Annotated in this window: 19 protein-coding genes and 1 riboswitch; of the genes, 11 read left to right on the forward strand and 8 right to left on the reverse strand. The window is 71.1% G+C overall.

The window, feature by feature from the left end:
• Positions 1–43: 43 nt before the first annotated feature.
• Both OHA88_RS10135 and OHA88_RS10140 read right to left on the reverse strand, forming a co-directional pair.
• Entirely contained in the window at positions 44–826 is a 783-nt protein-coding gene (locus tag OHA88_RS10135) for a crotonase/enoyl-CoA hydratase family protein (protein WP_328625202.1), read from the reverse strand.
• Positions 823–2,352, reverse strand: a complete 1,530-nt coding sequence (locus OHA88_RS10140; RefSeq protein ID WP_328625203.1) for an AMP-binding protein — start codon at positions 2,350–2,352, stop codon at positions 823–825. The genes OHA88_RS10135 and OHA88_RS10140 overlap by 4 nt, the downstream gene beginning before the upstream one ends.
• Before the next feature lie 78 nt (positions 2,353–2,430).
• On the opposite strand from OHA88_RS10140, the gene OHA88_RS10145 reads away from it, so the two are divergent.
• Entirely contained in the window at positions 2,431–3,021 is a 591-nt protein-coding gene (locus tag OHA88_RS10145) for a TetR/AcrR family transcriptional regulator (RefSeq protein WP_328625204.1), read from the forward strand.
• A gap of 143 nt (positions 3,022–3,164) precedes the next feature.
• On the opposite strand, the gene OHA88_RS10150 is transcribed toward OHA88_RS10145, so the two are convergent.
• Entirely contained in the window at positions 3,165–4,019 is an 855-nt protein-coding gene (locus tag OHA88_RS10150; protein WP_328625205.1) for a LysR family transcriptional regulator, read from the reverse strand.
• 68 nt (positions 4,020–4,087) lie between these two features.
• Between OHA88_RS10150 and OHA88_RS10155 the strand changes: the two genes are divergently transcribed.
• Positions 4,088–4,993, forward strand: coding sequence for an EamA family transporter (locus tag OHA88_RS10155; RefSeq protein WP_328625206.1), 906 nt, complete (start codon positions 4,088–4,090; stop codon positions 4,991–4,993).
• A 140-nt stretch (positions 4,994–5,133) separates the two neighbouring features.
• Here OHA88_RS10155 and OHA88_RS10160 read toward each other — a convergent pair whose 3' ends face one another.
• From OHA88_RS10160 to OHA88_RS10170, 3 genes are read right to left on the reverse strand one after another with little or no spacing between them, the layout of a single operon-like run.
• A complete protein-coding gene (locus tag OHA88_RS10160; protein WP_328629642.1) occupies positions 5,134–5,934 on the reverse strand; it encodes an FAD:protein FMN transferase in 801 nt (266 codons plus the stop codon).
• Between the two features lie 32 nt (positions 5,935–5,966).
• Positions 5,967–6,443 carry an FMN-binding protein gene (locus tag OHA88_RS10165; RefSeq protein WP_328625207.1) on the reverse strand — a complete coding sequence of 159 codons (477 nt, stop codon included), beginning with the start codon at positions 6,441–6,443 and terminating at the stop codon, positions 5,967–5,969.
• 28 nt (positions 6,444–6,471) lie between these two features.
• On the reverse strand, positions 6,472–7,869 hold the full coding sequence (locus OHA88_RS10170; protein WP_443044206.1) for a ferredoxin reductase family protein: 1,398 nt from the start codon (positions 7,867–7,869) through the stop codon (positions 6,472–6,474).
• A gap of 461 nt (positions 7,870–8,330) precedes the next feature.
• On the opposite strand from OHA88_RS10170, the gene OHA88_RS10175 reads away from it, so the two are divergent.
• The 7 genes from OHA88_RS10175 (at position 8,331) to thiE (ending at position 15,357) form a co-directional block, all read left to right on the forward strand.
• Positions 8,331–8,930, forward strand: coding sequence for a hypothetical protein (locus tag OHA88_RS10175; RefSeq protein ID WP_328625208.1), 600 nt, complete (start codon positions 8,331–8,333; stop codon positions 8,928–8,930).
• Positions 8,931–9,142: 212 nt separating this feature from the next.
• Positions 9,143–9,646 (forward strand): DUF5987 family protein, encoded by a 504-nt coding sequence (locus OHA88_RS10180; protein ID WP_425897650.1) that lies wholly within the window; start codon positions 9,143–9,145, stop codon positions 9,644–9,646.
• On the forward strand, positions 9,643–11,238 hold the full coding sequence (locus OHA88_RS10185; RefSeq protein ID WP_328625210.1) for a GMC family oxidoreductase: 1,596 nt from the start codon (positions 9,643–9,645) through the stop codon (positions 11,236–11,238). The genes OHA88_RS10180 and OHA88_RS10185 overlap by 4 nt, the downstream gene beginning before the upstream one ends.
• Positions 11,239–11,249: 11 nt before the next feature.
• The gene (locus tag OHA88_RS10190; protein WP_328625211.1) at positions 11,250–12,188 is read left to right on the forward strand and encodes a hypothetical protein; all 939 of its coding nucleotides are present in this window, start codon (positions 11,250–11,252) and stop codon (positions 12,186–12,188) included.
• 117 nt (positions 12,189–12,305) lie between these two features.
• A riboswitch (TPP riboswitch) is annotated at positions 12,306–12,400 on the forward strand.
• Positions 12,392–13,798 (forward strand): purine-cytosine permease family protein, encoded by a 1,407-nt coding sequence (locus tag OHA88_RS10195; RefSeq protein WP_328625212.1) that lies wholly within the window; start codon positions 12,392–12,394, stop codon positions 13,796–13,798. (Overlaps the previous riboswitch by 9 nt.)
• Before the next feature lie 75 nt (positions 13,799–13,873).
• Positions 13,874–14,683: a hydroxyethylthiazole kinase gene (thiM, locus tag OHA88_RS10200; RefSeq protein ID WP_328625213.1), complete on the forward strand. Its 810-nt coding sequence runs from the start codon at positions 13,874–13,876 to the stop codon at positions 14,681–14,683.
• A complete protein-coding gene (gene thiE / locus OHA88_RS10205) occupies positions 14,680–15,357 on the forward strand; it encodes a thiamine phosphate synthase (RefSeq protein WP_266999481.1) in 678 nt (225 codons plus the stop codon). The genes thiM and thiE overlap by 4 nt, the downstream gene beginning before the upstream one ends.
• Positions 15,358–15,487: 130 nt before the next feature.
• Here thiE and OHA88_RS10210 read toward each other — a convergent pair whose 3' ends face one another.
• Positions 15,488–16,060 (reverse strand): CGNR zinc finger domain-containing protein, encoded by a 573-nt coding sequence (locus OHA88_RS10210; RefSeq protein WP_328629644.1) that lies wholly within the window; start codon positions 16,058–16,060, stop codon positions 15,488–15,490.
• Between the two features lie 138 nt (positions 16,061–16,198).
• Positions 16,199–16,681, reverse strand: coding sequence for a MarR family winged helix-turn-helix transcriptional regulator (locus tag OHA88_RS10215; protein ID WP_328625214.1), 483 nt, complete (start codon positions 16,679–16,681; stop codon positions 16,199–16,201).
• A gap of 247 nt (positions 16,682–16,928) precedes the next feature.
• Between OHA88_RS10215 and OHA88_RS10220 the strand changes: the two genes are divergently transcribed.
• A complete protein-coding gene (locus OHA88_RS10220; RefSeq protein WP_328629645.1) occupies positions 16,929–17,489 on the forward strand; it encodes an NADPH-dependent FMN reductase in 561 nt (186 codons plus the stop codon).
• Positions 17,490–18,073: 584 nt separating this feature from the next.
• Positions 18,074–18,724 (forward strand): DsbA family oxidoreductase, encoded by a 651-nt coding sequence (locus OHA88_RS10225; RefSeq protein ID WP_328625215.1) that lies wholly within the window; start codon positions 18,074–18,076, stop codon positions 18,722–18,724.
• Positions 18,725–18,984 lie beyond the last annotated feature (260 nt).

Raw genomic sequence — 18,984 nt, forward strand, 5'->3', positions numbered from 1 at the left:
GAGCGTAGGACGGGCCCGTTTCCGGTGTCAGCCGGGTTTCGGCTCACTCGTCGAACGACCCGTGGCGGCCCGCACCGTCGCCGAACCGGTCGGCACCGGCCTGGGTCTCCCCCGCGGTCAGCGGAACCAGGCCGTGCCGGTACTCGGCCGCCAGGGCGTCCGGCTCGGAGAGGCCGTGCTGTTCGCGGACGGAGAGCCTGTCGTGACGCAGACAGAGCTGGGGGAACGCGGCGATCTCCCGGGCGAGTTGCTCCGCCGCGCGACGTGCTTCACCGGTCGGCACGAGCCGGTTGGCGAGCCCGATGTCGTAGGCCTCCGTTGCCGGGACCGGGCGGCCGGTGAGGATCAGGTCCATCGCACGGCTCTCACCGATCAGGCGGGGCAGCCGCACCGTGCCGCCGTCCACCAGGGGCACGCCCCAGCGCCGGCAGAAGACACCGAAGACCGCGTCCTCCTCGGCGACCCGCAGATCGCACCAGACGGCGAGTTCCAGGCCGCCGGCCACGGCGTGTCCGGAGACCGCGGCGATGACCGGTTTGCTCAGCCGCATCCGGGTGGGCCCCATGGGCCCGTCGCCCTCGGCGTGGACTTTGTTGCCGCGTTCCGTGCCGATGCCCTTGAGGTCTGCTCCGGCGCAGAAGGTGCCGCCCTCGCCCCACAGCACGGCGACAGATGCGTTCGGGTCGGACTCGAACTTGCGAAAAGCATCGGCCAGTTGATCGGCGGTCGGCCCGTCGACGGCATTGCGGACCTCGGGGCGGCTGAGAATCACCGTGAGGACGGGGCCGTCGCGCTCGATCCGTACGGCGGGGTGTTCGGTCGTCACTTTCCCTCCCACAGGGGGTCGCGCAGGGCCCGGCGGAGGATCTTTCCGACCGGCGAGTACGGGATGGTCTCGACGAAGTGCACGGTCTTGGGCACCTTGTAGCCGGCCAGCCGCGCGCGCACATGATCGCGCAGGGCCGCTTCGGACACCATGGCCCCGGGCCGCAGCGTGACGAAGGCGGTGACGGCCTCGACCCAGGTGGCGTCGGGGGCACCGACAACGGCGCACTGCCCGACCGCGGGGTGGCTCGCGAGGGCGTCCTCGACCTCGCGCGGGTAGACGTTGTAGCCTCCCGTGATGATCATGTCGCTGCTGCGGTCGACGAGGTGAAGGTAGCCGCGGTCGTCGAAGCGTGCGAGATCCCTGGTGCGGATCCAGCCGTCGTCGGTGAGGCTCGCGGCGGTCAGCTCGGGCGCGTTGTAGTACCCGGCCATGGCGAACGGTGCCTTGACCCGGACCTCGCCGATCCCGCCCGGTGCGACCGGGGCGCCGTCCCCGTCGGTGAGGACGAGCCGCGCGTCGACCGCCGGGTGTCCGGCGGCGCCGAGCAGATCACCGCCCTCGGCATGGTCTTCCTTGTCGAGCACGGTCAGACACAGCGGCGCCTCGGTCTGTCCGAAGTACTGGACGAACTTGGGGCCCCAGGCGTCCAGTGCGTGCTCGATGAGGGGGCGCGGCATCGGGCTGGCCCCGTAGACGACGGTGTGCAGTCGGGCGAGGTCGGCGCGCTCGGCGCTCCCGTCGGCGAAGAGCATGCCGAGCATGGTGGGGACGAGGTTGACCGCGGTCACCCCGTAGCGGCCGATGGCCGCCAGGTACTCGTCCGGGTCGAAGCCGCCGAGGACGACGGAGGCGCCACCGCGTACCCAGTAGGGCAGTACGAAGGTGCCGCTGGCGTGGATGAGCGATGCGGCGTGCAGCATCACATCGTCCCGGCCGGGTGAGACGAGGTTGGACAGGATGTTCGCGGTGATCGCGGCATAGCCGGCCTGCGTGTGCTGCACGGCCTTGAGGGTTCCGGTGGTGCCGGATGTGTAGAGGATCAGGATCACGTCGTCCGCCGCCGCAGGCAGCATCGGGTCTGCGGGGCTCGCCTCGCGCATGGCCGACAGCAGGTCGAGGTGGCCGGCCGCGTCGGGGCTGCCGAGGCAGGCGAGCGCCGGCCCCGGTACGGCGGCGCCGAGTTCGAGCGCACGCTCGGCGAGTTCCGGCCCGTACACCAGCAGGGTCACACCGGTGTCCTGGAGCATGCGGGTGTGTTCGGCGGCGGAGAGGCGGCCGTTGAGGGGGACGCGGGCGGCCCCGGCCTTCAAGCAGGCGAAGTCGACGGAGATGGACCACAGCCCGTTGCCGAGGAGCAGCCCGACCCGGTCGCCAGGGCCGACGCCCAGTCCTGCGAGGACGTGGGCCAGGCGGTTGGCGGCCTCGTCGACCTCCGCATAGGTGAGGGAACGGTTTTCGAAATGCACGGCGGTACGTCCTGCGAAACGCGCGGCACCGCGGCGAACCAGGTCTACGGCAAGCATGCGCCGGACGATAGACCCGTCACATACAGTCCGTCCAGACTGTTTGTTGGTTCCCTGTCCTGTCGTACGCTCGCTGCCATGCCCGCTCCACGCCGCACCCAGCAGCAACGCCGGGAGGAGACCCGGCAACGCCTCCTCGATGCCACGATCGACTGTCTGGTCGAGCACGGCTTCGCGGGCACCACGACCCAGCGGGTACAGGAGCGGGCGGGCGTCTCCCGAGGCGCGCTGCTGCACCACTTCGCCTCGAAGGCCGATCTGCTGGCGGCCGCCACCCACCATGTCGCCGAGATGCGACTCGCACACATCCGCCGCGAGACGGACGGCGGCGCACGGAGCCGCGAGAAGGGACTCGCCCTGCTGCGCACGGCGATGTCCGGCCCGTACTTCCTCGCGGGCCTGGAACTGTGGCTGGCGGCCCGCACCGACGCCGACCTCAGGGCGGCACTCCTTCCGGCCGAGCGGGAAGTGGGCGCGGCCCAGCGTGCGGTGATGGCCGATATCTTCGGCCCGGAGACAGCGGGGCGCGAGGACTTCGCCCTGCTCTGCGAATCACTGCTGGTCCTGCACCGCGGCCTGGCGCTCACCGGCGTGCTGCGCGAGGACCCGACATTCGACGACGAGCTGCTGCGGCTGTGGGCGGACCGGTTTCTGGCAGCCCGGGATTAGGGTCTTTCGTCCCGGGGCCGGGCGTACGGACATGGGGAGCTACGACCGTGCTCGGCGGTGATGCGCGCGGAGGTCTCTTCACCGAGGCGGACGCTGTGCCCGAGGCCGGTTCTCGCCTCCGCTCCGGGCTCCGCGGCCAGGACTCACCCCGTGCGGTAGAGCGCCGTGAGCAGTTCGATCACGGCCTGAGTGGCGGGATGCGGGTCGTCCCGCCACCAGGCGAGCCGCACCGCGATCGGCTCGGCGTCGCGCACCGGCCGATAGACGATGCCGGGCCGTGGGTACTGGTTGGCGGTGGACTCCGCCGTCATCCCCACGCAGCGGCCCGTGGAGATGACGGTGAGCCAGTCGTCGACATCGTGCGTGTCCTCGGTCGACGGGCGGGAGTCCGGCGGCCACAGCTCCGTGGTGGTGGTGCCGGTCCGCCGGTCGATGAGCAGCGTACGCCCGCTGATGTCGGAGAGCCTGACCGAGCGGCGCCTGGCCAAGGGGTCGTCGGCGGCCATGGCGCACAGACGCCGCTCCAGCCCCACGATGGCGGAGTCGAAGCGGCGGTCGTCCAGCGGCCTGCGCACCACGGCGAGGTCGCAGGCGCCCTCCGCCAGCCCGGCGGTACCGGAGTTGACGCGGACGAGCTGCAGGTCCGTCTCGGGGTGCGTGCCGCCCCAGCGCCGCTGAAAGGCGAGCGTGTGGCGGCCAAGGGCCGACCAGGCGTATCCGATCCGCACGCGGGTGTGGCCCGACGTGGCCTCCCGGACGAGATCCGCCACCTCGCCGAGCACCCGTCGGGCCTGCGCCACCACCCGCAGCCCGGTCGCGGTCGGAGTCACCTCACGGGAGGTCCGCCGCAACAGCCGCACCCCAAGGGCGCGTTCGAGCGAGGCCAGCGTGCGGGACACGGCCGCCTGGGAGACACCGAGCGCGAGGGCGGCATCGGTGAAACTGCCCTCGTCGACGATCGCGACGAGACAGCGCAACTGCCGCAGCTCCACATCCATGACTCAAGCGTATAGATGGATCGACCAATGCATTTTGCGCAAGGGGCGGGCGGTCGCACGATCGGGGCATGCAAGCAGCTCCCGCAGGCCCAGCAGCACCCGCGCACCGCACTGCCTCGACGCCCCCGGCCCCGGGGCCCGGCGGAAAGCGCCTGGCCGGTGTGGTCACCATGTTCGGCAGCGGCCTCTCCAACCAGAGCGGCGCCGCGATCGGTTCCCTGGCCTTCCCCGTCCTCGGGCCTGTCGGTGTCGTCGCAGCACGCCAGTACGTCGCCGCCATCGTCCTGCTGGCCGTCGGCCGGCCCCGCCTGCGGACCTTCACCTGGCGTCAGTGGTGGCCGGTACTGCTGTTGGCGCTGGTGTTCGGAACGATGAACCTGTCGCTGTACAGCGCCATCGACCGCATCGGCCTCGGGCTGGCGGTGACCCTGGAGTTCCTCGGACCACTCAGCATCGCCCTGGCCGCCTCACGCCGTCGCGTGGACGCGTGCTGTGCGGTGATCGCCACAGCGGGCGTCGTCACCCTGATGCGCCCGCAGCCTTCCACCGACTACGTCGGGATGGGTCTGGGGCTGCTGGCCGCCGTCTGCTGGGCGTCCTACATCCTGCTCAACCGCACCGTCGGCCGCCGCATCGCCGGAGCAGAGGGATCGGCGGCCGCGGCCGGCCTCTCCGCCCTGGCGTTCCTGCCGGTCGGACTCGTCGTCGTCGTACAGCACCCGCCGACCGCAGGGGCCGCCGCCTGCGCTGTCGCCGCCGGCATTCTGTCCTCGGCCGTGCCGTATCTCGCTGACCTGTTCACGCTGCGCCACGTGCCTGCGCAGACCTTCGGTCTCTTCATGAGTGTCAACCCCGTCCTCGCGGCCGTGGTCGGATGGATCGTTCTGGGGCAGAACCTGGGCTGGACCGAGTGGGCCGGCATGGCAACCGTCGTCTCGGTCAACGCGATCAGCATCCTCACGCGTCGCACCTGACGGAACGCCCCGCACGTCCAGGTTCCGGAATGCAGCCGCACGCACGGTGCCTGGCCATCTCGCCCTGCGCATCGCCCCGCGGGCATCGGACGACGCCTGGAGTTCTCGGAAGCAAGCCGCTTGACGACCCGACGCCTCGGTCACCGGATGCCGGGCGGCAAGGGGAGGGCGCTGCGCCAGTCGGCGGGGTCGATGGTGGTGAGGGGCGCGGCGGCGTAGGCAGGGAATCCGGAGGTCCACCGGCGGCTGCCGTCGGGCAGCATCGCGAGCGCCTCCAGTCCGTCGACCGTCTCCATGGTGTCCAGGCAGTCCGGCCCCATGGCGAAGCCTGCCGTGGCCCAGACGTCGGTGCGGGTGAGGCCGGTGCCGAGTACGGTCAGCGAGGCGAGTGCGGTCGCCGGCCGGCCGGTGTGCGGGTCGAGGATGTGGGCGCCCCGTTCCGCGGTGCCGGATGTGGCCACGGCCAGGTCCTGGCCGGCGACCACCGTCGCGAGCAGGCCGGGTCGCTGCGGGTGGGCGACGCCGATCCGCCAGGGCCGCCCCGGCGCGGGCCCGCCCACTGTCTGGACGTCCCCACCGCCGGTGATGCTGTGGCGCACCGACCCCGCCTCGCACAGTAGGTGCGAGGCTTGTTCGACGGACCATCCCTTGACGTATCCGGAGGGGTCGAGGCGGTCTGCGGGCCGGGAGCTGAACCAGCCGCCGGTTTCCCTGCCGGCCGCCGCGCAGGCCTGCAGCACCTCGGCCACCTCGGGTTCGCACGCGTCGAGGGTCAGCTCGCCACGGTCGAACCGGCCGATCTGGCTGTCGGCGCGGTAGGTGGAGAACAACTCGTCGATGCGGTGCAGGCGTTCCACGGCGCATCGCAGCGCGTCCTGGACGGCGGCCCTGCGCGCTCCCGAACCGGCGTCGCGGATGTCGAAGGAGAAGACGGTGCCCATGACGTGTTCCACGTGCCGCAGCGGTGCACCGGTCACAGCCCCGCCTTGTCGATCGCGCTCTGCAACGAGTTGATGTAGCCGTCGCTCGTGAAAGTGGCGCCGGAGACGGCGTCGATCTCGGCGCTCTGTGCGCTGATCGCCTCCTGGTTGAGGGTCGGCAGGGCGTAGCTGTTGATCTCCTGGTCCTTCGGGTTGTCGCTGGGGTACTGGAGCACCGCGACGTTGGTGATCTTGCTTCCCTCGACGGTGATCCTTACCTGGACGGGGCCGAAGCGGGTCTGCTCCGCCTCGCCGGTGACGGACCGGGTGGCTGCGGAGGAGCCGGAGTCGCTGCCGGTGCCGGGCGTGGCAGCCGAACTCCCGCCGCCGGCCTCCGTGGTGCTGCCGCCCGGGGATGCGCCGGTGGAGAACGGTGCGCCGGAGGCGGTGGCGCCGGAGTGTGGTTTGAGCGAGAGCAGCAGCACCACACCGGAGACGGTGGCGGCACTGGTGATGACGATTCGGCGCACAGCGAGCTCCTGGAACGTGCGGGAGGGATCAGAAGGTGAACGACTCATGGTGGATACGGCGGCGGGACACACCGGCTGCTCGCAGCGCGCTCACCGCGGTGACGGTCATCGCCTCAGGGCCGCACAGGAAGACGTCGTGCCGGGCGAGGTCCGGCACCAGATGGTTCAGGGTGTGGGCGTTGAGGGGCTCACCCACCTCCCGGCGCGGGCCGACCAGGAAGTGGAGCCGGGCGCCTCGGGCGGCTGCGATGTCCTCGAGTTCGGCACGGAAGATCAGATCCTCCGGCCGGCTGCCCCGGTGGACCAGAGTCAGGTCCCCCGGGGCAGCAGGCAGCGTCTCGAACAGCGCGCGCAGCGGGGTGATGCCGACGCCTGCCGCCAGCAGCAGCACCTTGCGTGACCGTCGGCGTGCCGCGGTGAAGGCCCCGTACGGTCCCTCCGCACGCACCCGGGTGCCCGGCCGCAGCCGCGCCACCGCCGCGCTGTGCCCGCCCAGGTCCTTGACGGTGAAACGCAGGTACTGCGGGTGCACGGGGGCGGACAGTGAATACGGGTTGGCGGCCCAACGCAGGCCGGGGGCCAGGAACTGCAGCCGGAAGAACTGACCCGGCTCCGCCTTGATCCTCTCCAGGTGCCGTCCGGTGAGGTAGACCGAGACCGTCCCGGGCGCCTCGGGCCGTATCTCGGCCACCTGCAGCCGGTGCCGCCGGTCGGCGAGGAACGGCACGACGAGCCGGTACCAGCCGAGCAGCGCGGCCGTCCCCAGGTACAGGCCGTACCAGGCGGCGCGAGCCGGCGGCCGGGAGACGAAATCGGCACCGTTGGCCAATTGATGGCCGAAGCCGAGGGCGACCGCCAGATAGGTGGCCAGGTGCAGGTAGTACCAGGTCTCGTAGCGCATCCGGCGGCGGGCGGCGCGCGCGGAAACCGCGGCCACGCCCAGCAGCAGCACGGTCGCGATCGTGGCCTTGAGCATCTCCGGGTAGTGGAAGACGATCTCCACCGTCTCCCCCGCCACGCCGCTGCCGTCCGTGAGCGCGTAACCCCAGATGATGAGCACGACGTGAGCCAGGACCAGGCTGACCATGTACCGCCCGCCCATCGCGTGCCAACGCGCCAGCCGGTCCGCGCCGACTCCCCGTTCCAGGAAGGGCAGCCGGGCCATGAGCAGAACCAGCACCGGCGCGGCATAGCCGGCCAGCAGTCCCGTGATCCGCCCGGCGCCGGTGAGCCAGGCCGCGGCCCCGGCGACGGACGGGGTGCCCACCCACCACAGGGCGAGCACCGCGGCGGCACCACACCAGATGAGCACGAGTATCGCCGCGGGCAGCGCCCCGGGCGGCAGGGCGGCGGTCGGTGGCCCGGAGTCACGGTGCCGGGCGCGCGGCCGACGGGGAGCCGGGCGGCCGTCCACAACAGTGGTCACGACAGCTGGTCTCCATTCTGCGCCGCTGGTCGCGGCCGGACGTTCCGGATACCGCGGCACGGCACAATCCTGGCGGCGCAACTTCTGCGTTCCCTCTGAGCCACCGGCGTCGTGAGACCGGCGCGGAAGCAAACACACAGGTGAACGGCGTCATACGGGATGGCAGTCCGCTCGGTCCGGGCCGACGTTTCTCAGAAGGTTCTCAGCCGGAGTCCTCTGTGGTGATCGCTGCATGGCGGCTTGACGCTGCGAGTCGTACGCGTCTCCTCCGGCGCCGTTGTCCGGCGGGCGTGCACGCTTCACGTATCCGGAGGGTGTGCCGACGCCCTTGCCTCTCCACCGACCGGGATCACCTCCGTCCCATGTCTTGCGCCGACAGCGAGCAGCAATCAAGATGCTGACTGCATGTGACCGCCGGTAACCGCCGCCCATCAGGGCTGGGACGTGAAGAAGGTCCTGCTGTGCCCGTACTCCGCCACACGACGAACGCCCTCGGCGCCCTGTCGACAAGCGTCCGCCTCACCGTCTTCGGCGCAGTGGTGGCGGCAGCCGCCGCGCTGCTCCCCGCCGCTTCCGCCTCGGCTGCAGAGCCAAGCGTCGGTGGTTACACCGACCCCTCGTACGCCTCCGCGTGCACCTTCCACCGCTACGGCGAGGGCGAGACGCCGCCACTCTCCCTGTTCGGCGCCGACCCGCTGTGCGTGGAGTACGCCAAGCGGGACATCACCGTGACCAACGGTGGCGCGGCGCGCTTTCTGCTGGCCGAGCCGGCGCGCTTCGCCATCGCCGTACCTGCTTGCCGTTACTGGCAGTTGGACCATTGGAGCGTGCAGGCCACGGCCGGCGGAACCGAACTGGTCGGCTGGGACGGCAGTTACTGGTTCGACAAGGCGGAGGGCAGCGCCGCGGCGAGGGTACGCAACATCACCGTCGCCGGGCAGCCCGCGCAGGCCGAAGACGCCGCGAGGGTGATCCGGCCGTATGACGCCCGGCTCGCCGACGCGCTCGTGCGCGACGCCGCGGGTGTGACGGTGCGGCTGCCGGTGAGCGGGCTGTGCTGAGCGAGCCACCCGCACGTCCCACTCGGCGCCGGCTGCTCGTCGGGCTGACCGCCGCCGTCGCCGCCCTACGGGCAGGGGAACCGGCCGCCGAAGCCGCGCCTTCGGCGCGTCCCGTCCCCGAGCCGGTCCCGGTGGCTCGGGCCGGGCTGCTGCCCGCCTCCCTCGCACTGCCCGACCCGACGACCGCCACGCTGGAGGCGTTTGCGGACACCATGGTCCCGGGCGAGAAGCGGTACGGCGGAGACGTGGCGATCGCCGGGGCGGCCCCCGGTCCCGGCGCCGTACAGGCGGGGGCCGTCGAGCTGCTCAACCTTCCCGACCTCGGCATCGGCATCCTGCTGCCCGAGCTGGCGCTGCTCGTCAACACCCGCGCCCTCGCCTACGCGGCCACCCACGGCCGGGTCCTGCTGCCCACTCAACCTCCCTTCGTCGCCCTCCGGTTCACCGACCGCACCGCGCTCGCCGGAGAGCTGCTCACGCCCGGCGCCCCGGACCGGCAGCTGTATGTGCTGCTCGCGCTCTTCGCCGCCGCGGCCTTCGACACCGCAGCCCATCTGCACACCGCCGCAGCCGTCCGGCAACGCCACCCGGGCCTGGCCTGGATCGGCTTCCCGGTGCCCGACGCCGACGGACTGTGGCGCTTCCCCGACTACTCGTACGGTCGAAGGCTCGCCTCCGAGCACCCGCTCACCACCCCCGGAGGGCACCCCGCATGAGCGCCACCGAACGCACCGACGTGCTGGTCATCGGCAGCGGTTTCGGGGGTGCCATCCCCGCCTACCATCTGGCCGCGGGTGGCGCCGAGGTGGTGATCCTGGAACGCGGACCGCACCTCACCGCCCCCGACTTCACCCATGACCTGCGCCTGGGCAGCTACACCCGGATCGTCGACCTCGTGCAGGGCGACGGCATCACTGTCGTCGCCGGGAACTGCGTCGGCGGGTCCAGCGTGGTCTACTTCGCCGCTTCGCTGCGCGCTCCGGGCTTCGTCTTCGATCGCCGCGGCAGTCTGGGCCATCGCCTGTGGCCTTCGACCCTGACGCGCGCGGCACTCGACCCGTGGTACGACCGGGTCGAGGAGGCTCTGCCGGTCGCCGAGCAGAGCTGGGACCAAGTCCCTTACCCTGGGGGACTGTTCGCTGCAGCGTGCGCCCGTGCGGGCCGCACCTGCAATCCTGTGCCCGTCGCCGTCGACCTGGCCCGCTGCACCAACTGCAACTGGATGCTCAACGGCTGCCACTTCGACGCCAAGCGCTCCATGCTGCTGAACTATCTCCCCGCCGCGACCGCGCACGGCGCCGAGATCCGCCCACTCCACGAGGCGCAGACGATCGCGCCTGCCACCACACCCGGTTACCGCTACCGCGTCTCGTACACACAGCTCGACGCCGGCGACTACCGGCTGCCGGTCGGCGTGGGCGCGATCGAGGCCAAGACCGTGGTGCTGGCCGCAGGCGCTCTGGCCACGCCGGTGCTGCTGCAGCGCTCGGCTCCCCTGCTCGGCGGTGTCCCGCAAGCCGTCGGACGCTATTTCTCGGGCAACGGCGACCGCGTGTCCATCGCCGACGTCGACGAAGGCAAGGTGCGCGACCTGCTCGGTCTCGAGCGCGCCCCGGGCATCCCGTACCAGGGATTCCCGATCGGGAAGCCCATCGGCTCCATGTCGTACGACCGGCTCGACCCGGCAACGGCGGAGTTCACCCGTTTCTCCCTTCAGCAGATCTACTTCCCCGGCATCACCGACCTGCTGGCCCAGGCCACCGACACCCCGGCGACGAGCTGGTTCGGCGTCCGCAAGAAGGAGATGCGGGCACGCTGGCCGTCGTGGCTCTCCGTGCTCGCCATGACCGAGGACGACAACGAGGGCGTCTTCGGCCCGCCGCCGCCCACCGGAAGCTCGACGCGCGTGGCCACGTCGCTCTGCCTGTCGACGCTCTCGTACCGGCCGACAGCGAACACCCTGCGCGGCTGGGCCGCCGCGGATGCCGAGGCCCGCGCGGTGCTGGAGCGCGACGGTCTTGCGCGGGTGCGGCCCTGGAGCGAGAACCCCGCCGGGTCCGTGAGCGCGCACCCCCTCGCCTCCTGCCGGATGGGTGACGACCCCGCCACCTCGGCACTCGATGAACGCGGCGAACTGCGAGGCCATCCCGGCCTGTTCGTCACCGACGGCTCGGCAGTGCCGACCTCGCTCTGCGTCAACCCCTCACTGACGATCGCGGCGCTGGCCGAACGGGCCTGTCCCGGCATCGTGGAGAGCACCGCCGAGGCAGGCGTGCGCGTACGGTACGGGGCCCCCGCGCCCCGGTGAAAGGAACCCTCGTGAACTCGCTCTACCCGCCGCGGATGACCGGCCGCCCAGGGCGGCTCGAAGTCTGGTACGCGACGTTGACCGATCCCCGTACCGGCACCGGCGTATGGATCCACCACGAAGTGGTGGCACCCAAGCACGACGGCCCGGCCCGGGCGCATGGCTGGATATCCGTATTCCCGCCGGACGGACCGCCGGTCACCGAGCGGTTCGGGGCCCCGGATTCCCCACCGCCCCAGGGCGAGGCGTACTTCGAGGTGCCGGGGGTGCGGGCAACGCCCCGGCTGCTGGAAGGCACCGCGGGCGCGATCACCTGGCACCTGGCGGTCACCGGCGGCGGAGAGCCCCTCTACACCTTTCCGCGCTGGTCCTGGCAGCGTGAACTGCTGCCCGCCGCCCAGGTCGTGCCTGCCCCCGACGCCGTTTTCTCCGGGGAACTCGTTGTCGGAGAAAGGCGGTTCGCCCTCTCCGAGGCCGTGGGAGGCGTCGCCCGGATCGCCGGGCACGGCAATGCCCAGCGATGGGCGTGGCTCCATGCGGGCCTCGGCGGCGGGGACGTACTCGAAGTGGTGGCCGCCGTCGCCCGCCGTCCCACGATGCGGTGGCTGCCACCGCTGCCCATGCTTCAGCTGCGGATCGGCGGCACCGACTGGCCGCGCGACCCGTTGCTGACCGCGCCGCTGCTGCGCGCACGGATCGGGCTGCCCGACTGGTCGATCGCAGGCGGCACCGCGCGGCGCAGGGTACGGATCGATGTGACCCAGGACCCGGCCGACTGTGTGTCGCTCTCCTACACCGACCCCGACGGAGCGACCGCCACGTGCACCAACACGGAACGTGCCTCCGTCGACGTGATCGTCGAACGCCGCACCGGGCTGCACCGCTTCGAGGTGGAACACCGCTGGCATCTGGATCGCACGGGTCACGCGGAGGTGGGAACGCGCCCGTGAGCACGGCGCGCCGCCCCCGTGACGCGGACGGCGCATCCACGCCACCGACGAACCCACCGAGTCTGCCGCGCAGACCTCCGTGCAGGTGTGCAAAGGGACCGGGTTAGTCTGACCGTCGTACCGGACACGGGGTGCCCTACCCGAGGGCTGAGATCACACCCGTCGAACCTGAACCAGTTCGCACTGGCGGAGGGATGTCTTTCATGCCTTTGACGCATGTTTCCGGCGGGCTGCCCGCCGACGGCCGGCAGACCGTCTTCGACGGACGGATGCCAACGGCCCCCGGTGACCTCCGCGTCGAGACGCACGGCATCGAGCCGGTCCCCGAGAGCAACCGCTACGGCGGTCCCGGGCGCCTGTTCACCGTGTGGTTCGCTCCCAATCTGACCATGACCGGCGTATTCACCGGCACCGTCGGCATCGCACTCGGCCTGGACTTCGCCACCGCGCTCGCCGCCGTCGTACTGGGCACGGTGCTCGGCGCGGTGCCCACCGCCTACCTGGGCACCTGGGGGAGCCAGACCGGTGCCGGGCAGCTGCCGCTGGCCCGGCTCGCCTTCGGCCGGGCCGTGACGGTGCCCGGCATCCTGCAGTGGCTGTCCTCCGTCGCCTGGGACGCGCTGATCGGGCTGTTCGGTGGGGACGCGCTCGCGCGGCTCTGCGGCTGGCCGTTCTGGCTCGGCGTCCTGGCCATGATGGTGGCCCAAGGCGCCCTCGGCGTCCTGGGCTACGAGGCCATCCACCGGCTCCAGATCGTCATGACCTTCGTGCTCGCCGCCGCGTTCGCGCTGATCGCCTGGCGGCTGCTCGACGGTGTCCATGCGGTCGGCACCGGCACCGCGCACGGCGCCGACCAGGCCGGCGCGTTCGTCCTGACCAGCACCATCGCACTGAGTCTGGCCCTGTCCTGGGCTCCGTACGCCAGCGACTTCAGCCGCTATCTGCCACGCACCACCTCGCGCCCGCGCATGTTCTGGTTCACGCTGCTCGGCCTTGTGGTGTCCTTCGTGGCCGTCCAGGCCCTCGGGTTGCTGGGCGCGTCCGTGCTGACCGACCAGACCGCCGCGGGTGTGGACAAGCTGCTGGGCGGTGGGGCGTTGGGCGCGTTCGGGCTGCTCGCCGTGGCGCTGGCGGCCCTCTGCAGCAACGCCATGAACGACTACAGCGGTTCCTTGGCTCTGCAGACCGTCGGCGTGCGTCTTCCACGCCCGGCGGCCGCCGCCCTCGCCGCCGTGCTCGGCTTCCCTCTGGTGCTGTGGATGCACGCTGCCGACACCACTGCCCGCTTCCAGAACGTGCTGCTGTTCGTCGGCTACTGGATTCCCGGTTTCGTGGCGATCGTCGTCGTCGACTGGATCGCACGGGCCGGGGCACGGGGCGGCGCGGCGATCGACCTCGCCGCCGAGACCGCCCGGCCGCAGTCCGGATGGCCCCCGTTGCTGGCATTCGCCGTCGCCTTCGCTGCGGCCGTGCCGTTCATGGACACCAGTCTGTACGTGGGCCCGGTGGCGGCCGCCCTGCACGGCGCCGACCTCTCGTACTACGTGGCGTTCCTCGTGGCGCTCGCCGTCTACGCGCCGCTGCGGCTACGCCGCCGCCCGCAGGACTGACCTGCCGCCGGCCGACTGACCCCGGACGTCGCTCGGCACCCGAACGACATCCCCTCCCCCACGGAGCGATATCCCATGCCCGCTACATCCGCCGATCACACCGCCTTCGCCCCGCAGGCCCTCGCACGCGTGCGGGCGGACTCCCCTCTCGTCCAGTGCCTGACCAACTCGGTGGTCACGGGCTTCACCGCCAACGTCCTGCTGGCGCTGGGCGCTTCACCGGCCATGGTCGACCTTCCGGAGGAGGCCGGCCCGTTCGCCCGGATCGCCTCCGGTGTGCTGATCAATCTAGGCACCCCGCACGCGGAGCAGCGCTCCGCCATGGTCGAGGCCGCACGGGCGGCGGGTCCGGCCGGCACGCCGTGGGTCCTCGACCCGGTGGCGGTCGGCGCGCTGCCGGTGCGTACCGCGCTGGCGCGAGAGCTCCTGCGGCTGCGACCGACTGTGATCCGGGGCAACGCGTCCGAGATCATCGCGCTTGCGGGCGCGGGCGACGGCGGCCGCGGTGTGGACTCCTCCGACGGCGTCGGGGCCGCCGAGGAGTCAGCACGCGAGCTGGCGCGTACAGCCGGCTGTGTGGTCGCCGTCTCCGGGCCCGTCGACTTCGTCACCGACGGGGCGCGCAGCGCCCGGATCGCCAACGGTGATGCCCTGTTGACCCGGGTGACAGGGGGCGGCTGCGCGCTGGGGGCCGTGATGGCTGCCTTCGCGGCGGTCGACGAGGACCGGTTCGCCGCGGTGGTGGCCGCCGTCACCGCGTACACGGTCGCCGCCGAGCTGGCCGCGAAGGAGGCGTCCGGGCCCGGCAGCTTCGCCGTCGCCTTCCTGGACGCGCTCGCCGCGCTGGAGGAAGCGGACCTCACCGAGCGGGCGGCTCTCTCGTGACCGCGGCACCGGTGGATCTGTCGGTCTACCTGGTGACGGACACCGCCCAGTGCGCGGCCCGCGGCCGGAGCGTGGCCGAGACCGTCGCCCTGGCAGTCGCCGGGGGCGTCACCGCCGTGCAGATCCGGGAGAAGCACGCCGCCGGGAGGGAGTTCCTCCGTACGGTTCTGGAGGTGGCCGCCGTCCTCCCCGAACGAGTGACGCTGATCGTCAACGACCGGGTGGACGTGTTCCTGGCGGCCCGGGCCGCCGGCGCACGCGTGACGGGTGTTCACGTCGGCCAGTCGGATCTGCCGCCGGCCGCCGTACGCGAACTGATCGGAGAGCACGCGGTTCTGGGCCTGAGTGCAGCCACCCCCGATCAACTGCGCGCCGCCGCCGAGGATCCGGCGCGAGTCCACCACGTGGGCATCGGCGCGCTGCACGCGACCCGGACCAAGGCGGACGCCCCGGCCCCGCTCGGCCATGCCGGCTTCGCCCGCCTCGCCCGGCTCAGCGACCTGCCCGCCGTGGCCATCGGCGGCATCACCCCGGCCGACCTGCCACGCCTGCGAGACGCCGGGGCGGTGGGAGCTGCCGCCGTGTCCGGCATCTGCGCCGCCGCGGACCCCCGTGCGTCGGCCCACGCCTACGCACGGGCATGGGACCGTGCCCGGGAGGAGAGGTACGCATGACCGAGCCGACCCGCGTACGGACGATCGCCGGATCCGACTCCGGCCAAGGAGCCTGACTTCACGTCCTCGACACCGGACTGCCCGACGACCGGCCCCACGAGCGCTAGGCGTGGCACCGACCGCTCAGTCCCTACTGGCCCACTGCCGCTGTCGACGGGCGCGACTTGCTCGCCTTCTTGCGCGCACGGTACGCGGCCGCCTTCACCCTGTTTCCGCACGGGTCCATGGCGCACCACTCCCGGCGATTTCCATGTGACCGGTCGATGTAGATCTGTGTGCACTCGGGCCTGGTGCACTCCTTGATCAGCAACACCTCCGGTCCGCTGAGCACACGGATGGCCTGTCGGGCTATCGAGGACACAGCCTGCTGCGGGGTCGCCTCGATGCGGCGCCCCTCCCTGGTGAGCTGCGGGACTGCGGACGGCTTACGCGCCTCACGGTTGACCAGGGCGAGGGCGTCGGGGTCGTAGCTCTCATCCACCAGCCTGGCGGCCACGAGCGTGTAGATCGCCTCGCGAAGAGCCACCGCCTCCGCCACGTCGGACGGCTCGCAATGCGTATCGCCGTCAACGATTCCGGACTCGCTGAACCAGGCGTCGAGACTCTCCGGCGACGCGAGCATCTCGAGAGGCTCGGCGTTGCGCCGTGCGCGCAGGGTCCCTACGAAGTCCAGCACGGGGGTGCCGCACTTGAAGACATGCATCATGTCACCATTTTGACAGGTGACGAACAAGAGAACAAGGAGCGCACACCTCTCCTCGCAGACCGGCCGCGATCCGGGACTCCGTCGCGGCAATCCCGCTCGCGGCCTTCGCGGCAGCAGCCTGCCGTACGCCGGATGTCAGGAATCAGCCGCGGTTTGCCCGCTCGGGGTCGCGACATGCTGCAGCGCGGCCGTGAGCTGGGGGAGGTCCTGGCCGCTGAAGTGGTCGACGAGATTGCGTCGCACGCTGACCAGGAATGTCGGCCAGGCCTGTTCCAGGCGGGCGAGCCCGGCATCGGTCAGCACGGCGTTCCAACCGCGCCCGTCCTGGCTGCACTTGGCACGTTGGACCCAGCCCTGATTCTCGAGCCGGATGACGACGCGGGTGATCCCGCTGAGGGAGAGGTTGCAGGCGGCGGCGAGTTCACTCATCCGCATCAGCTTCCCCGGAGCCTCGGACAGGTGCATCAGAGGCGTGTACTCGGAAAGCGGCAGCCCCGCTCCGCGCACCAGGTCGGCGTCGACCACACGCGGCAGGGCCAGCAGCACCCGGCTCAGCGCACGCACAAACGCTTCCTCGACCGGATCGAGGGGCTGCAACGGCTGCTCTTCGGATGACATCCCCCCACTTTAGCTCCTTGACGGATCAACGAGTCGACCTTCGCGTGAATAGTCGACCGGTCTGCTATTTAGTTCGCCACGGTGCGCGGAGCTCCGGCCCGGGCGTCGCGACACCGCACCCCAGGAAGGGGTGTGACTCACATCTACTTGACGCGTCAAGCAGTCGGGTATCTACTTCACAAGGCAAGTATCCACTTGACGAGGCAAGTACATGTTCAAGCTGTTCACGAAGCGCGAAGAGGCCACCATGACCAAGATCGGCATCATCATCGGAAGCACCCGCCCGGGACGGAACGGCGAGGCCGTCGCCCGCTGGGTCCACGAGACCGCCGCCCAGCGCACCGACGCCGACTTCGAAATCGTCGACCTGCTCGACTACAAGCTCCCGCTGCTCGACGAGGCCTACCCCCCGTCGATGGGCCAGTACACCCAGCCGCACACCCACGCATGGGCGGAGAAGATCGCGTCCCTCGACGGCTTCATCATCGTCACCCCCGAGTACAACCGCTCCGTGCCCGGCGCACTGAAGAACGCCATCGACTTCCTGTACACCGAGTGGACCAACAAGGCCGTCGGCTTCATCAGCTACGGCGGCACCGGCGGCACCCGCGCCGTGGAGCACCTGCGCGGCATCGCCGGCGAACTGCAGATGGCCGACGTCCGCTCCCAGGTCGCCCTCTCCCTCTTCACCGACTTCGAGAACTTCTCCACCTTCAAGCCCGCCGCCATGCAGAGCGACACCCTCAACACCACCCTCGACCAGGTCATCGCCTGGACCAACGCCCTCGCCCCCCTGCGCACCAGCTGACACCGCACAGAGATTCACCACGACGGCCCGAAGTCATCACCTTCGGGCCGTCGTCAGAGTGATTCCGCGGCGTGACCGAACCGCGGATCGAGGTCAGCGGGCCGCACAGCGGCACCGGTCGAATGACACAGCGGCACCTCGTGAACTCCGCAGACGCGGCGGCGGCCCGGTGGCGCCGTGAATCCGGCAAACCGGCTCCGCATAGATGCATCCCGACACGACGCACCCATGGTCCGCCCGTCATCCATCCGGAGCAGGCGGATCACCCCGGGCGGACGCACGCCGATGAGGACGACACCGGGAGTCGGCTCGAGGAAGAAATTCCTCAGGCCGCCGCCATCGCCGCGTACCGCGACATGGCCGGACCCGGAACCGCTCAGCACGAGCCCGCACTGTCCGTCAAGCGCCGCGTCGGGTTAGGATCGTCAATAGACGGTCGGTCGTCTATCAACTTCCCGCGACGCTTCGCCAGGACCTGGCCGAGCGTCACGACTCAACCGGGCCCGGATGGACCGGGCGTCGCCGCCGGCCCGGGACGGCCCCCGTACCCGTGCGGCCCATCGCGAACATGGAGATGCGAACACATGAACGTCGAGATCTGGACCGATATCGCCTGCCCCTGGTGCTATATCGGCAAAGCGCGTTTCGAGCGGGCACTCGCGGCCTTCGAGCACCGCGACCACGTCGAGGTGGTGTACCGGTCATTCGAACTCAACCCGAAGGCCGCCAATGGCACGACACCGATCATCGATGCCGTCGCCGCCCAGTACGGTCGCACCCGTGAGCAGCAGGTCGCCAGGGAGGAGTACGCCGCATCCGAGGCGCGCGCCGAAGGGCTCGGTTTCCGGATCGGCGGACGCGTTCACGGCAACACCTTCGAGCTCCACCGCCTCCTGCACTTCGCCAAGGCCCGCGACCTCCAGACCGAGTTGATGGATCTCGCCTTCCAGGTGAACTTCACGGACGAGCGCTCGATCTACGACCAGGAGACCCTGGTGAGCATGGCGGTCGAAGTGGGGCTGTACGAGGCAGCGGTCCGCGAGGTGCTCAACGATGCCGACGCATACGCCGAGGACGTACGGGCCGACGAGCGGCAGGCCGCCGAACTAGGTGCAGGCGGCGTGCCGTTCTTCGTACTGGACCGGCAGTACGGCGTGGCCGGCCTGCAGTCCGTCGAGCTGTTCACCCAGGCGCTGGAACAGGCATGGCAGAACCGGTCGACAGCTCGGCACTGACACCCGGCCGCTGCAGCGCTTCTCTGTTTCCTTCACGGCAGGGCCCCTCTGCCGGGGAAGCTCCCCCGGCAGAGGGGCCCTGCCGCACCCTGAATCGGGCAGTACCCGTCCTCCGCGGCCCGGCCTCGGTCGCCCATGTGCCCGGATCCGGCGCCCGGGGAACCGCATTCGGGGAGCTCCTGCGCACCTGTCGGGTGCCGGGGCTCCGCCGTGAGGAGATCGCCCAGGTCGCGGGAGTCAGGTCAGCAGGGTCACAACGA

Origin of the sequence: Streptomyces sp. NBC_00353, from assembly GCF_036108815.1 — a bacterium.
Taxonomy (GTDB): Bacteria; Actinomycetota; Actinomycetes; order Streptomycetales; family Streptomycetaceae; genus Streptomyces.